Origin of the sequence: Myxococcus sp. CA005, from assembly GCF_006518205.1 — a bacterium.
Taxonomy (GTDB): Bacteria; Myxococcota; Myxococcia; order Myxococcales; family Myxococcaceae; genus Myxococcus; species Myxococcus xanthus.
Genome location: NZ_SRLV01000032.1, coordinates 40,252 through 52,541 on the forward strand (window position 1 = coordinate 40,252; position 12,290 = coordinate 52,541).

The 12,290-nt window shown below is 69.0% G+C and carries 12 protein-coding genes; 5 read left to right on the plus strand and 7 right to left on the minus strand.

Going from position 1 to position 12,290, the window contains the following annotated elements; all coding sequences use genetic code 11:
* The first annotated feature begins 220 nt into the window (after positions 1–220).
* Positions 221–1,258 carry an MBL fold metallo-hydrolase gene (locus FMQ63_RS16470; RefSeq protein ID WP_225909573.1) on the plus strand — a complete coding sequence of 346 codons (1,038 nt, stop codon included), beginning with the start codon at positions 221–223 and terminating at the stop codon, positions 1,256–1,258.
* A 1-nt stretch (position 1,259) separates the two neighbouring features.
* Here FMQ63_RS16470 and FMQ63_RS16475 read toward each other — a convergent pair whose 3' ends face one another.
* From FMQ63_RS16475 to FMQ63_RS16500, 6 genes are all read right to left on the minus strand, one after another.
* Positions 1,260–2,615, minus strand: coding sequence for a DoxX family membrane protein (locus tag FMQ63_RS16475; RefSeq protein ID WP_011556558.1), 1,356 nt, complete (start codon positions 2,613–2,615; stop codon positions 1,260–1,262).
* Between the two features lie 118 nt (positions 2,616–2,733).
* A complete protein-coding gene (locus FMQ63_RS16480) occupies positions 2,734–3,471 on the minus strand; it encodes an SDR family oxidoreductase (protein ID WP_011556557.1) in 738 nt (245 codons plus the stop codon).
* A 24-nt stretch (positions 3,472–3,495) separates the two neighbouring features.
* Complete coding sequence (locus FMQ63_RS16485) at positions 3,496–4,890, minus strand: FAD-binding oxidoreductase (protein WP_011556556.1); 1,395 nt, start codon at positions 4,888–4,890, stop codon at positions 3,496–3,498.
* Positions 4,891–4,903: 13 nt separating this feature from the next.
* Positions 4,904–6,349, minus strand: a complete 1,446-nt coding sequence (locus tag FMQ63_RS16490) for a UbiA family prenyltransferase (RefSeq protein ID WP_171452232.1) — start codon at positions 6,347–6,349, stop codon at positions 4,904–4,906.
* A gap of 111 nt (positions 6,350–6,460) precedes the next feature.
* Positions 6,461–7,504, minus strand: coding sequence for a class I SAM-dependent methyltransferase (locus FMQ63_RS16495; RefSeq protein WP_020480681.1), 1,044 nt, complete (start codon positions 7,502–7,504; stop codon positions 6,461–6,463).
* Between the two features lie 10 nt (positions 7,505–7,514).
* A complete protein-coding gene (locus FMQ63_RS16500) occupies positions 7,515–7,904 on the minus strand; it encodes an MXAN_6627.5 family MYXO-CTERM protein (protein ID WP_338424002.1) in 390 nt (129 codons plus the stop codon).
* Between the two features lie 75 nt (positions 7,905–7,979).
* Between FMQ63_RS16500 and FMQ63_RS16505 the strand changes: the two genes are divergently transcribed.
* On the plus strand, positions 7,980–9,299 hold the full coding sequence (locus FMQ63_RS16505; RefSeq protein WP_026113861.1) for a response regulator: 1,320 nt from the start codon (positions 7,980–7,982) through the stop codon (positions 9,297–9,299).
* A gap of 51 nt (positions 9,300–9,350) precedes the next feature.
* Here FMQ63_RS16505 and FMQ63_RS16510 read toward each other — a convergent pair whose 3' ends face one another.
* The gene (locus tag FMQ63_RS16510) at positions 9,351–9,998 is read right to left on the minus strand and encodes a hypothetical protein (RefSeq protein ID WP_026113860.1); all 648 of its coding nucleotides are present in this window, start codon (positions 9,996–9,998) and stop codon (positions 9,351–9,353) included.
* Between the two features lie 67 nt (positions 9,999–10,065).
* On the opposite strand from FMQ63_RS16510, the gene FMQ63_RS16515 reads away from it, so the two are divergent.
* The 3 genes from FMQ63_RS16515 to FMQ63_RS16525 all read left to right on the plus strand — a co-directional run bounded on the left by FMQ63_RS16515 (position 10,066) and on the right by FMQ63_RS16525 (position 12,241).
* A complete protein-coding gene (locus FMQ63_RS16515; protein WP_011556551.1) occupies positions 10,066–10,566 on the plus strand; it encodes a hypothetical protein in 501 nt (166 codons plus the stop codon).
* A gap of 61 nt (positions 10,567–10,627) precedes the next feature.
* Positions 10,628–11,446 (plus strand): thioredoxin-dependent thiol peroxidase, encoded by an 819-nt coding sequence (bcp, locus tag FMQ63_RS16520; RefSeq protein WP_225909570.1) that lies wholly within the window; start codon positions 10,628–10,630, stop codon positions 11,444–11,446.
* 303 nt (positions 11,447–11,749) lie between these two features.
* A complete protein-coding gene (locus FMQ63_RS16525) occupies positions 11,750–12,241 on the plus strand; it encodes a hypothetical protein (protein ID WP_011556548.1) in 492 nt (163 codons plus the stop codon).
* Positions 12,242–12,290 lie beyond the last annotated feature (49 nt).

The window sequence follows — 12,290 nt, forward strand, 5'->3', positions numbered from 1 at the left end:
GGGCGCGGAGGCGTTGGCGTTCTCCTCCGCCCGACGCCGGTGCGTGACACCCGCTGTGCAGTGGCGTCCCCAGACGGGAGTTGCCGGTTGCCGGACGGGCGCAAACCCGGTCCACTGTCGCGCCGAGACATGGACGTCGAGCCCGGGCCGCGCGGGCGTCTTCCCAGTCCTGTCTGAATGGAGCACCGCACCCATGTCCCTGGACCGTTCTTCCCGGCCCATGACGAAACTCCTGTCGCTGGTGCTGCTGCTGTCAGCACCGTGGCTTGGGGGCTGCCTCTTCGCGGGCCCCCGCCACCAGGGCCCGGTGACGGAGCACTTCGACGGTGAGCAGTTCCAGAACCTGGAGCCCATCAATCGCCTGAGTCCAGAGGAGGTCTTCAAGGCGCTGCGCAAGGGGCCTCGCGGCCCGTGGCGGGACTATGAGGAATTCGCTCCAGGCAAGCCGCCTCCGGAGCGCGTGGGGCCGGGACAGCTCCGGGTGACGTTCATCAACCACGCCACCGTGCTCGTCCAGGCGGACGGGCTCAACATGCTGACGGACCCCATCTATTCGGACCGTCCGAGCCCGGTGCCCTTCATCGGCCCCAGGCGCGTGCGGCCTCCGGGCATCCGTTTCGAGGACCTGCCGCCCATCGACGTGGTGGTGGTGAGTCACAACCACTACGACCACATGGACCTGCCGACGCTGCGGCGCCTGGAGGAGGCGCACCATCCGCGCTTCATCGTGGGCCTGGGCAACAAGGCGCTGCTGGACGGCGAGGGCTTCCGGCACGTGGTGGAGCTGGACTGGTGGAAGTCCACGGAGGTGGCGCCGGGCCGCACGGTGACGGCGGTGCCGGCGCAGCACCGCTCCAACCGCGGGCTCACCGACAGCGCGGCGACGCTCTGGGCGGGCTACGTCCTCGCCACATCCGGCGGGCCGGTCTTCTTCGCGGGCGACACGGGCTTCGGTCCCCACTTCGCGATGATGGCCGAGCGCTTCGGTCCCATGCGGCTGTCGGTGCTGCCCATTGGCGCCTACCGGCCCACCGCCTTCCGTCCGGTCCACATGGGGCCGGTGGAAGCCCTCCAGGCGCACAAGGTGCTGCGCTCGGCCACGTCGGTGGCCATGCACTACGGCACCTTCGCGCTCGCGCTGGATGGCCAGGACGAGGCGAAGTACCACCTGCTGTGGCTGCTGGCGCGCGAGCCCGTCCGGCCGCGCTTCTGGGCCCTGGGCTTCGGCGAGGGCCGCGACGTGCCCGCGCTGGACTGAGTCATCGGTTGAAGGGGTACTCCTGAATCCAGTTGAAGCCCCGGTTGAGCAAGAGGAACTTGGACTCATCCACCCGCGTGAGGCGGACCTCGATGGCGGCCTCCTGGAGCGTGCCCTGGAGGACGAGTTGGTTCGCGTCCGAGCGTGTGTAGGCGAGCACGAACTTCTTCGCGGTGTCGTCCTGGCCGTCGATGAGGGTGAGCGTCTTCTTCGGTGCGTCTTCCTCCAGTCCGAAGGACTTCACGGTGTCGTCCAGGTGCTTGATGTTCATCCGGCCGAAGCGGCTGACGGCCACCGCCTTCCACCGCCGGGCGTCTCCGGACGTGGCATCCAGGTGCTGCCCGTCTTGGGTGAAGGAGTCGACCGTGTAGTAGCCGTAGAATGGGGGACGCGGCGCGGAGTCCCCGTACTTGCGGATGAACTCCAGCCGCGAGCTCCCAAATCCGTAGGCGATGCCGCCCACCACCAGGACCTTCATCACGAGCCCGGCGCCACTCAGCCATCGCGAAGGTGGGAACGGCGGCTGGAGCGGGCGAGGCTGCGTGGCACGGTTGAGCACCAGCACGTCGAGCAGCCGCCGGGCATCGGGCAGCACCAGGAACAGCGACATCAGCAGCAGGTGGGACGAATAGAGTTTGACGGGGACGTCGTAGAAGAAGTTGAGCGCCACCACGTTGACCATGACGCCCGCGACGACGAGCGCGCCCAGCGTCGTTGTGCGCCGGAAGAGCAGCAGGCAGCCGCCCAGGAACTCCGCGCCGCCCGTGAAGACATTGTAGCCCTTCGAGTAGCCCATGAAGTTCCACAGCAGCCCCATGGGAGAGAAGTCCCCCAGTGGCTGCACCAGCCGCTCAGGGCTGGGGAAGGGGAACTGGGACTTGAAGAGCTTGGCCAGCCCGTAGGACAGCATGCTCATCGCGAGCACGTACCGGACATTCGTATGCAGCACGTCGTGGGCCTTCACGTACTCGGTGCGGCGCCGGTCGATGACGGACCAGACGCCCGTCACCGCCACGGCGACGACGAAGAACATCAGCACCTGCACGTAGTCGAACGTGGTGTCGCCGCTGCCGTTGGGCATCATGGTGATGTCCGTGGACAGCCGCAGCACGTGCTTGCCGACCCAGGGCACCACGGCCTTCCAGAGCCCCTCCTGGAACGAGGTGATGAAGTCACCCAGGACGGGGATGAGGTCCAAGGGGAACGGGAAGAAATAGAGGCCCAGGTAGGCGAAGGCGAAGCGGAAGGCCAGCCGCCGCGCGAGACTCCAGGCTTCGGGCGCGGAAGGTGTCACGCTCGCTTCGGACGCTGCAGGCTGGGGCTCGGGGACCGAGGACAGTGGGGCCGTGGCGCTCATGGTGGGCTGGCCCGACAGTCTATCCGGAATATCCCAGGTGCTTTCCAGTCGCCCCCGTTACTTCGGAGGCGCTCCCCTGACGGGCCTTGTCTCGGCGCCAGAGGGCGGCCCTGCCTGCTCAGAGCTTCATGCGCTTGAACACGGTCTCCGGAATCGTCCGGATGATGAGCATGATGAGCGCCCAGATGCCGGGCACGTAGACTTCGTTCTTCCTCGAGTCCGCGGCGCTCAGCAGTCCGCGCGCCACCTTCTCCGGTGAGGCGAACAGCTTGTTCTTCGGCAGGTGCGCCGTCATCGGCGTGTCGACGAAGCCCGGCTTCACTGTCACCACCGCGACATTGGATTTCGCCAGCCGGTTGCGCAGGCCCTGGAGGAAGACGTTGAGCGCGCCCTTCGACGCGCCGTACACGTAGTTGCTCTGCCGGCCGCGGTCACCCGCCACCGACGAAATCACCACCAGCGTGCCGGCCTTCTGCGCCTCGAAGCGGTTGGCCAGCACTGTGAGCAGCGACACCGCGCTCAGGAAGTTGGTGCGCAGCACCGCCTCCGTCGCCGCCCACGAGCGCTGCGCCTCCGCCTGGTCACCCAGCACGCCGTGCGCCAGCACCACGCCGTCCAGCCCGTCCAGCGCCGTGTACGCGGCCTCCACCAGCGCCTCGTGGGTGTCGAAGTCGTTCAGGTCCACCACCTGCGACGCGACCTTCGCCGCGCCACGCGTGGCGGCGTCCTTCGTCACCGCGTCGAGGTTCGCCGCGTTGCGGCCAGTGAGGTACAGCGAGGCCCCGCGCGCGGCCAGGAGCCGCACCGTCGCCTGGGCAATGGCGCTGGTGGCGCCGAGGACGAGCACTTTCTTCATGGGGAGCGAATCTCGGAAAGAAGGTCAGCGGATGGCAAGCAGGGACCGCGGCGGCGGGGATGCCGTCTCGCCTCGCTCCGCGGCCAGGGAAAAGGGCAGGGACACCGGATTCACCCGCCGCCAGAACGACGAGGAGAACGACGGGTCCACGTACTGCATGAAGCGCTCCCGCTGCGGAAAGTACGCCGCGAAGTTCTCCGGGCTCATCCGCGCGTCCTTCGCCGGGTACACCGCGCCGCCCGCCTGCCGCGTCAGTTGGTCCAGGTCCTCCACCAGCTTCCACGTCTTCTCGCCGCGGTTTGCGAAGTCCATGGCCAGCGTCACGCCCTCGCGCGGGAAGGACAGCCACCCCGGCGAGGGAATGTCACCGAACGTCTTCAGCACGGAGAGGAAGCTGGGCAGTCCGCCGCGCGAGCTGCGCTCCAGGATTTCCTTCAGCGCGTCCCGCGCGGTGGAGTAGGGCACCACGCATTGGAACTGGAGGAAGCCGCGCCGGCCATAGATGCGGTTCCACGCGTAGATGGCGTCCAGCGGGTAGAAGAACGGGTCGTAGTGCGTCAGCCGCTGCTTCGGCTTGCCGTTCTGCCGGTGGTAGTAGAGCCAGTTGAAGGCGGACACCGACAGGCGGTTGAGGCAGAAGGCCGGCATGTCCATGGGCACCGCCAGCCCCACGCCGTGCGACAGGTGGCTCCTGGCCAACGGCAGCCCGTCGAACTGTGGCGGCGCGAAGTTGCCCCGGTACAGGAGCCCCCGTCCCAGCTTCTTGCCCCGGGCCAGGCAGTCCACCCACGCCATGGTGAACTCGTAGTCCTTCTCCGACGCGCGGGCGACGTCGAGGAACCCATCCAGGTTCCCGAAGGGCACCGTCTCCTGGAGCACGTACGGGTTGCTGATGGGCGTGAGCTGCACCTCGGCCCACGTGACGAGCCCGGTGAGGCCCAGGCCGCCAATCGTCGCGCCGTACCAGTCCGGATTCTCATCCGGCGCGCACACCCGACGGCTGCCGTCCGAGCGCAGCAATTCGAAGCGCCGCACGTAGCGGCCGAAGGTGCCACCCCGGTGGTGGTTCTTCCCGTGCACGTCGTTGGCGATGGCGCCGCCCACCGTCACGAACTTGGTGCCCGGTGTCACCGGCAGGAACCAGCCGCGCGGAGCGGCCAGGCGCAGAATCGTGTCCAGCGACACGCCCGTTTCGCAGCGGACCACGCCGGTGGCCGGGTCGAAGGCGATGAAGCGGTCGAGCCCCGAGGTGAGCAGCAGCGTGCCCCCCGCGTTGAGGCATGAGTCGCCGTAGCTGCGCCCCAGCCCGTGGGGCAGCAGGCTACCGTCCTTCCGGGGCAGCGCATCCGTGCGCCACACCAGGGCGTGCGTCTGCTGCTCGACTTGGGGATAACGCCCCCAGGACTCCCGTGGCTTCATCGCGCCAGACCTCTCACGTGGCGGCCCATAGCACCAGCGCGCACACGAGCCCCACGGCGTAGCTCACCCGGTCCCTCAGGGCGAAGACGAGCGGGTCCTCGTTCACCAGCCCGCGGTGAGCCAGCAGCCACACCCGGCCCACCCAGTACAGCATCACCGGGCAGATGAGCCACAGCCGCTCTGGGTGTCCGTACAGCGCCGTCACTTCATCGGAGGTGATGTAGAGCGCCAGCACCAGCACGGACACCTGTCCCGAAGCCGCGCCCAGGCTGGCGAGCTGCTCGTAGTCCTGGGCCAGGTAGCCACGGCCATGCGCGGACGTCTCATTGGACTGCCGCAGGCGCCGGACCTCGCTCAGTCGCTTCACCAGCGCGAGCGAGAGGAAGAGGAACATGCTGAACATCATCAGCCAGCTGGACGTGGGCACGTCCACCGCGAGCGCGCCGCCGAAGATGCGCACCGTGTACAGCCCGGCCAGCACCAGCACGTCCAACATCACCACCTGCTTCAGCCGCAGTGAGTAGGCCAGCGTCAGCACGTAGTAGGTGCCCAGCAGGGCGGAGAAGGCGGGCGGCAACAGCAGGCACACCGCGGCGCCAGCCAGCAGCAGCACGGGGGCCAGCATGACGCCAGTGCTCACCGAGAGCGTGCACGCCGCGAACGGACGCTGCTTCTTCGTCGGGTGTCGCCGGTCGGAGTCCAGGTCCAGCAGGTCATTCAGCACGTACACGCTGGAGGCGCACAGGCTGAAGGCCGTAAACGCCAGCAGTGCCTGAATCAGCTTGTCCGGCTCGGTGCCCTTGTGGGCGGCCAGTAGCGGCACGAACACGAGCGCGTTCTTCGCCCACTGGTGCACGCGCAGCGCCTTCACCCAGGTGCGGAGTCGGGTGGCTGGGCGCTCGAAGACGCGGTGGACGTCGCGGCCCAGGCCTTGTGCTTGTTTCAGCACTCCGGCTGGCGCGTGGACCACGACGATGCGGCGGCATTCACGCCACAAGGGCAGGTCCACCGCGTCGTTGCCCGCATAGTCGAAGGTGCCCAGCAGCTCCTTCAGCTTCGCCAGCTTGCGCTCGCCGGACAGGTTCACCGTCGCTTCGCTGGCGACGACGTCAGAGAAGAGACCCAGGTGCGCGGCCACGGCTTCGGCGATGCGCCGGTCCGCCGCGGTGGCCAGCACCAGCCGGCGTCCTCGGGCCTTCTCCTCGTGCAGGTATGTCAGGAACTCCTCGTGGTAGGGCAGGCTGGCTGCGTCCAGGGCGGCGCGCCGGGCCACTTCCGCCTTGAAGAAGGCCTTGCCCTTGAGCACCCACAGCGGCGCCAGAAACAGCAGCCAGGGCGCGCGTTTGAAGAGGACGAGCAGGTTCTCGTGCAGCGTGTCCGTGCGTACCAGCGTCCCGTCGAGGTCGACAGCGAGAGGGACGTCCGGAGGGTCCTCGGGAAGTGGTGTTTGCGGAAGCATGGGCAACGGTGTGACGGGAGCCGTCAAAAGGACGGGCAGGGTAGCGCAGGCGTCTCCCGGGTGGGCAGGCCTCCGCGGGCAGGCACGCCAGTTCAGCGGTCGGGTGGACGCTCAGTCCAGTCGGGCCACCAGGAGCGTCTGCAAGGGCAGGTGCCGGATGGGGCGGCTGTTCTCGATGCGGAAGCCCGCGTCGTCCAGGAAGCCTTCCACCTCGGCGGGCGTATAGGCAGCCGCGCCAGAGGTGAGGAAGTAGTGCAAGCCAATCAACGGCGCCGCACTGGTGGGCGTGTCGGCGTTCTCGCGCAGATACTCCAGCACCGCCAGCGTCCCTCGGGGCGCCAGTGAGGCGCGCACCCGTCGCAGCAGGGCCACGTTCTGGGCGGGGGTCAGGTGGTGCATCACCTGGAAGAGCATCACCCCGTCGTACGGGCCGCCCAGCTCCGCGGTGAGGATGTCGCCTTCGCGGTGGGTGACGAGGTGGCTCAGCCCCGCCGAGGCGATGATTTCCCGGCCCACGCGGGCGCTGCCTTCCAAATCCAACACCGTGGCCTTCAGTCCCCGGTTGCGCAGGCACAGCTCGGCGGCGAACCAGCCGTGCGCGCCGCCCAGGTCCAACACCTGCTTCGCACCCCGGGGCAGGGGGATGGCCGCCACGACCTCCGGCGCCGCCAGCCGCGCCATCTGGTGCATGGCGTGGATGTAGTCCCGCCAGCGTGCGTCGTCGGGCGCGAAGCCGTGGATGTCCACCGCCTGGCCAGTGCGCACCACGCCCTCCAGCCCGGTCCACCAGTCCCACTGCGCGTAGTTGAACTCCAGGAAGGCGCCCACGTAGCGGGGCGAGCGTGGGTCCAACCATCGCCTGGCGCGAGGGGCCAGCCGGTAGCGTCCACCGCGCTGACGCTCCACGGCCTCGCACGCGATGAGGGCCTCCAGCAGCGTGCGAGTGCCCTCCTCGGACAGCTTCAGCCGCGCCGCCAGCGTCTCCGCCGACATGGGCCCGTCCGTCAGGGCTTCATAGACGCCCAGCCGCACGCCGGCCATCAGCGTCCGCGACGCCATCATCCCGAAGAAGGCATGGGCTACTGGCTGTGGGGCCAGGTTGAACCAGTCCGCCACGCGCTCCAGCAGGTTGTCCGCTTTGAGCCCCAGCCTCATGCGTGTGCTCCTAACGCCTGCGCCTGTAGCCGCCCACAGCGGCCAGGCCCACGACGAGGAGCGCGGCCTGTCCACCCAGCACGCAGCCTTGCTGGTCTGCCTGGCGCACGCCAGTGTACCGGCAGCGCCCGTCATCGCAGGAGAAGCGGGGGGAACAATCCCGGCTGCTACGGCAGGACGTATTCACCCTGCCTGTACTGTCGTCTCCCTCGGGGTTGTCCCGGTCCGCGCCGCCCTCTCCCACGGAGGCGTCGGGGAGGCCCGCGTCGAGCCCCCCGTCGGATTGGGCCATGGCCCCGAGGGGCATCAGGAGGGGAAGGCAGGCCAGCAAGTGACGCAGGTGGGAGCGGAAGGGGGACATCGAGGGCGTCACCCTAACCGCATGGAGGGTCGGATGCATCTTCCGCGGTGGCTGGAGCACCCGGGGGCAGATTGTCTGACCCTTCCCTTCGCATCTGGTACGGTACGCCCCGCGATGGCACCCCGAATCCTCGTCGTCGATGACAATCAGGAGCTGTTGTCCCTCCTCACGCAGCTCTTCGAGGAGGCGGGCTACGAGGTCATTGGTGCGAGCCGCGGCAAGCAGGCGGTGGAGCTGGCCAAGGCCCAGCCCCCGGCGGCGGCCGTGCTCGACATCCTGCTGCCCGACATGATGGGGTACCACCTCGCGGACGCGCTGCGTAAGGACAACCCCCAGCTCCCGCTCCTCTTCATCACCGGCGTCTTCAAGGGTGGCAAGCACGCCGTCGAGGCGCGCACCAAGTACCAGGCCGCCGGCTACTTCGAGAAACCCTTCGAGGCTCAGAAGCTGCTCGAGGCGATGACGAAGGTGCTGCCTCCGGAGAAGCCCGCTGCAGCGGCCGCGTCGCTCCAGGACGCCTTCGAGGTGGAGCTGGACATCGACGTGGAGGAGGAAGGCCCGCAGGACGCCATGGAGCTGACCGGCCGCATCAAGGTGACGGGCGGCGGCAACATCACGGCGGAGATTCGCGGCGCCAACCTCACGGCCAGCCCCATGCAGAAGGTGCCGGCGACGCAGGTGCGTCCGCCCACGCCGGGCCGTCCGCCGGACCCGCCGCCCGCGGGCGCACCGGGCAGCCGCCGTGGTGAAATCCGCGACAACCTGCCTTCGCTCCTCACCGCCTTCTACCTCTCCCGCGAGACGGGCGAGTTGGGCGTGCAGAAGGGCAAGGTGAAGAAGGTCGTCTACTTCGAGAAGGGCACGCCGGTGTTCGCCCTCTCCAACCTGCTCGCGGACCGCTTCGGTCAATTCCTCGTTCGCGTGGGGAAGATCAAGCCGGAGCAGCTCCAGGACGCGTCGGCGGTGGCCGCGCAGTCCAACCGCCGCACCGGTGACGTGCTGGTGGAGCGCGGGCTGCTCAAGGACACCGAGCGCCTCTACTACGTGGGCCAGCAGGTGAAGGCCGTCATCTACTCGCTCTTCGCGTGGGATGAAGGCACGTACGTGCTGAGCTTCCGGGAGAAGGCGAGCGCGGAGTCCATCAAGCTGGACGTGCACCCGGCCAACCTCATCGTCCGGGGCATCAAGAAGCTCTACAAGCCGGAGCGCCTGCGGCGCCTGCTCCAGCCGGAGGACCGCCTCATCCCCGCCGTGGCCCCGGCCTACCAGCTCAACGAAGTGGAGCTGGAGCGGTGGGAGGCGGAGCTGCTGCCGAAAATCGACGGCAATCGCACCGTGGCGGAGCTGCTGGCCTTCGCCAACCGCCCCGAGCACGTCGTCTACGGCTTCCTGGTGGCGATGATGTCGCTGGGCATCCTGGACAAGCGCGGGTAGCCGCCGCGCCGTCCGTCCCCGCCGTCATGGGCGGGGACACCACGCCGGGGCTCAGCCGCCGACCAGCCGCGAGCCAATCCAGAACAGCCCCAGCGCGCCGGAGCCCACGGCCACCACGCGCTGCACCCAGCGGGTGATTTGCGCGTTCAGCCGGGCGATGCCCTCCGCGAAAATCAACCCCACCACGCCCATGCCGATGAGGATGCCCAGCGCGAAGCCGGGCAGGTACATCCATGCGGCCGCGCTCATGCTGCCACCCACCAGCAGCGGAGGCAGTGCCAGTAGCAGCGAGCGCACGCCGCTGACGGCCATCAGCGCGCCAGCGGTGGTGCTCACCGTGTGCACGTGCTGGTGCGGCTCCTGGGTGTGGCCGGGCAGGTGCGGGTGTCCGTGGTCCAGGCTGCTGGGGAACAGCAGGGCGGCCACCGCGAGGGCCACCAGCACGGCGCCGCCGAAAATCTCGGCCCAGCGCTCGAAGGTTTCTGAAAGGCCCACGCCCGCCAGGATGCAGAGCGCGGCGATGCCGCCCAGCATGACGGCGTGTCCCAGCGCGAACCGTACGGCGGTGGCGATGGCGGCGCGGCGCCGGCCTCCCCCCAGGGTTCCGAGGGTGGCCATGGCGGCGCAGTGGTCCGGGCCCACGGCGTGGAGCATGCCTTGGGACAGGCCAAGCAGGAAGGCGAGGAGAATGGGCTGCACGACGCGGCACCCTAGCCGTGCTTCAATCGGGAGGCCAGCAGGAGAGGAGAACCGACCCTTCATGAGGATGATCACCCGACGGCTGTCCGCCGTCATGCCGCTCGCGCTCTGTCTGCTTCTGTCGCCTGGCTGCGACAAGGGCCCCGACCAGCTCCGGGACGCAGAGAAGTCCTACCGCGACCTGATTGACCGCCGCGTGTCCCCCCTGGACCCGGCATGGGACCCCGTCATCAACGCCTTCGAGGCGATTCCCAAGGACTCCAAGGTTCGCCCGGAAGCGGAGCAGCGGATCGCCGCCATCCGTCGCCTGCGGGGAAAGCTGCCGCCGCGCCCCCTGGCCACGCCGGGCGCCACGGGCCCCGGGACGTCGGAGGTGGACACCAAGCGCGCCGCGTGTGAGGCCCTGGCGATCCGGCTGGGCCAGACGCCGGAGGGCGCGGACCGGGAGCCGTTGCATCAGGCCCTGACGGACTGCCAGAAGGAGCTGGTCCGGTTGGAGGCCCACAGCCATCCGCCCGGGGAGCATGGTCATGACCATGGCGGTGAGCCGGGGCACCCCGCGCACTAGCGGGACGCTGTCGCTGGGCGTTGAGTGGCGCGGGCTTTGTGGTTAATGAGCCCGCATGCCCATGCCCCAAGCTGGTGACCAGGCCCCCGCCTTCCAACTCGCCGACCAGGATGGAAACGCGGTATCGCTCGCGCAGTTCGCGGGCCGGAGTGTCGTCCTCTACTTCTACCCGAAGGACGACACCCCCGGATGCACCGTGGAGGCGTGTGGCTTCCGTGACGAGCACTCGGCGCTGGAGGCCGCGGGCGCGGTGGTGCTGGGCGTGTCCGCGGACAGCACCGCGAGCCACCGGAAGTTCGCGACCAAGTTCAACCTGCCCTTCCCGCTGCTGGCCGACGTGGACCACACGTTGTCCGAGGCCTACGGCGTCTGGGGGGAGAAGTCGCTCTATGGCCGCAAGTTCCTGGGCATCACCCGGGCCACGTTCCTCATCGGCCCGGATGGCGTGCTGAAGCAGGTGTGGCCCAAGGTGAAGGTGAACGGCCACGTCGCCGAGGTGCTGGCCGTGCTGAAGGGTGAAGCTCCGGCGGCGGGCGGTGCTGTGAAGAAGTCCGCCGCGAAGAAGGCGCCCGCGGGGAAGAAGGTGGCCGCCGCGAAGAAGGCGCCGGCGGGCAAGACTGTCTCGGGGAAGTCCGCCGCGACCAGGAAGGCGACGGCGAAGAAGGCGGCTCCGGCCGCCAAGGCACCCCGTGCGGCGAAGAAGGCCGCGACCGCGAAGAAAGCCCCTGTGGCGAAGAAGCCCGCGGCTGCGAAGAAGGCCTCGGCCGGGAAGAAGCCCGCGGCTGCGAAGAAGGCCTCGGCCGGGAAGAAGCCGGCGCCCGCGAAGAAGTCCGCGGTGGCGAAGAAGTCCGCGGCGGCGAAGAAGGCCTCCAGGAAGTAGCGCGCTGGGAGGACGTCGGCCCAGGCGTCTTCCAGCAAGCAATCCGCCATGGGGACCGGCGGCTCCGGGTGGGGAAGCAGCCCGCGACCTCGAAGTGGGCTTCCTCGACGAAGAAGAAGCCCTCAGTGGAGCGGGCGCCGGGAGCGCCGAAGATGGCTGCTCCCGGTCGCCGCTGGGGCTATATGTGGGGTTCGGGCGGTCCGGCGTCATGCGGACATGGAGTCACCCCGTGGTCTCCATGCCCGGCGTGCCTCATCTTCGGGAAGTACGAGCAACAGATTGAAGGGACTCGGAGGAGTCGACATGCGCGAGCGGAATATTCGGCGGTGGGGTTCGGCGGCGGCATTGGTGGCGGGTGCGGTTCTGGCCGTAGGCTGCCGGGGGCTTCCGGAGACCGGTGGCAGTCAGCCTGATGAGCCACGGGGCAGCCTCGTCGCCCAGCGCGGTGACCAGCCCGATTCGATGAAGAACATCGAGGGCGGCAACACCAACAAGCCGCTGCCGCCTTGGACGCTGCCGGCGAACCGGGGCTACAACGGCACTATCGACCAGATTGGCTCCAGCATCGACCCGCGCACGCCGAAGAACGACGGCACCCAGGGTCGCTCCATCGTGGACGACGCCGGGAAGATGATGAACGACCGGTACCACGTGGAGGGCGGCGCCGCGTACTCGCCCGCGGCCCATGGCTTGGGTGGTGAGGACGGCGCCACGCTGGGCGGCAAGCGCGGCGGCCACCACAGCGGCTACAGCCCGCTGGGCTGGCAGGACCGCAGTGGCCCCTACCGCCGCTGAAGTCACACCGGGGCGGGCTTCTCGTGCCGCCCCTTCCAGCCGCTCCCGG

Coding starts and splice junctions, on each gene's coding strand:
- FMQ63_RS16470 (WP_225909573.1), top strand. CDS start 221: ATGACGAAACTCCTGTCGCTGGTGCTGCTGCTGTCAGCACCGTGGCTT.
- FMQ63_RS16475 (WP_011556558.1), bottom strand. CDS start 2,615: ATGAGCGCCACGGCCCCACTGTCCTCGGTCCCCGAGCCCCAGCCTGCA.
- FMQ63_RS16480 (WP_011556557.1), bottom strand. CDS start 3,471: ATGAAGAAAGTGCTCGTCCTCGGCGCCACCAGCGCCATTGCCCAGGCG.
- FMQ63_RS16485 (WP_011556556.1), bottom strand. CDS start 4,890: ATGAAGCCACGGGAGTCCTGGGGGCGTTATCCCCAAGTCGAGCAGCAG.
- FMQ63_RS16490 (WP_171452232.1), bottom strand. CDS start 6,349: ATGCTTCCGCAAACACCACTTCCCGAGGACCCTCCGGACGTCCCTCTC.
- FMQ63_RS16495 (WP_020480681.1), bottom strand. CDS start 7,504: ATGAGGCTGGGGCTCAAAGCGGACAACCTGCTGGAGCGCGTGGCGGAC.
- FMQ63_RS16500 (WP_338424002.1), bottom strand. CDS start 7,904: ATGCATCCGACCCTCCATGCGGTTAGGGTGACGCCCTCGATGTCCCCC.
- FMQ63_RS16505 (WP_026113861.1), top strand. CDS start 7,980: ATGGCACCCCGAATCCTCGTCGTCGATGACAATCAGGAGCTGTTGTCC.
- FMQ63_RS16515 (WP_011556551.1), top strand. CDS start 10,066: ATGATCACCCGACGGCTGTCCGCCGTCATGCCGCTCGCGCTCTGTCTG.
- bcp (WP_225909570.1), top strand. CDS start 10,628: ATGCCCCAAGCTGGTGACCAGGCCCCCGCCTTCCAACTCGCCGACCAG.
- FMQ63_RS16525 (WP_011556548.1), top strand. CDS start 11,750: ATGCGCGAGCGGAATATTCGGCGGTGGGGTTCGGCGGCGGCATTGGTG.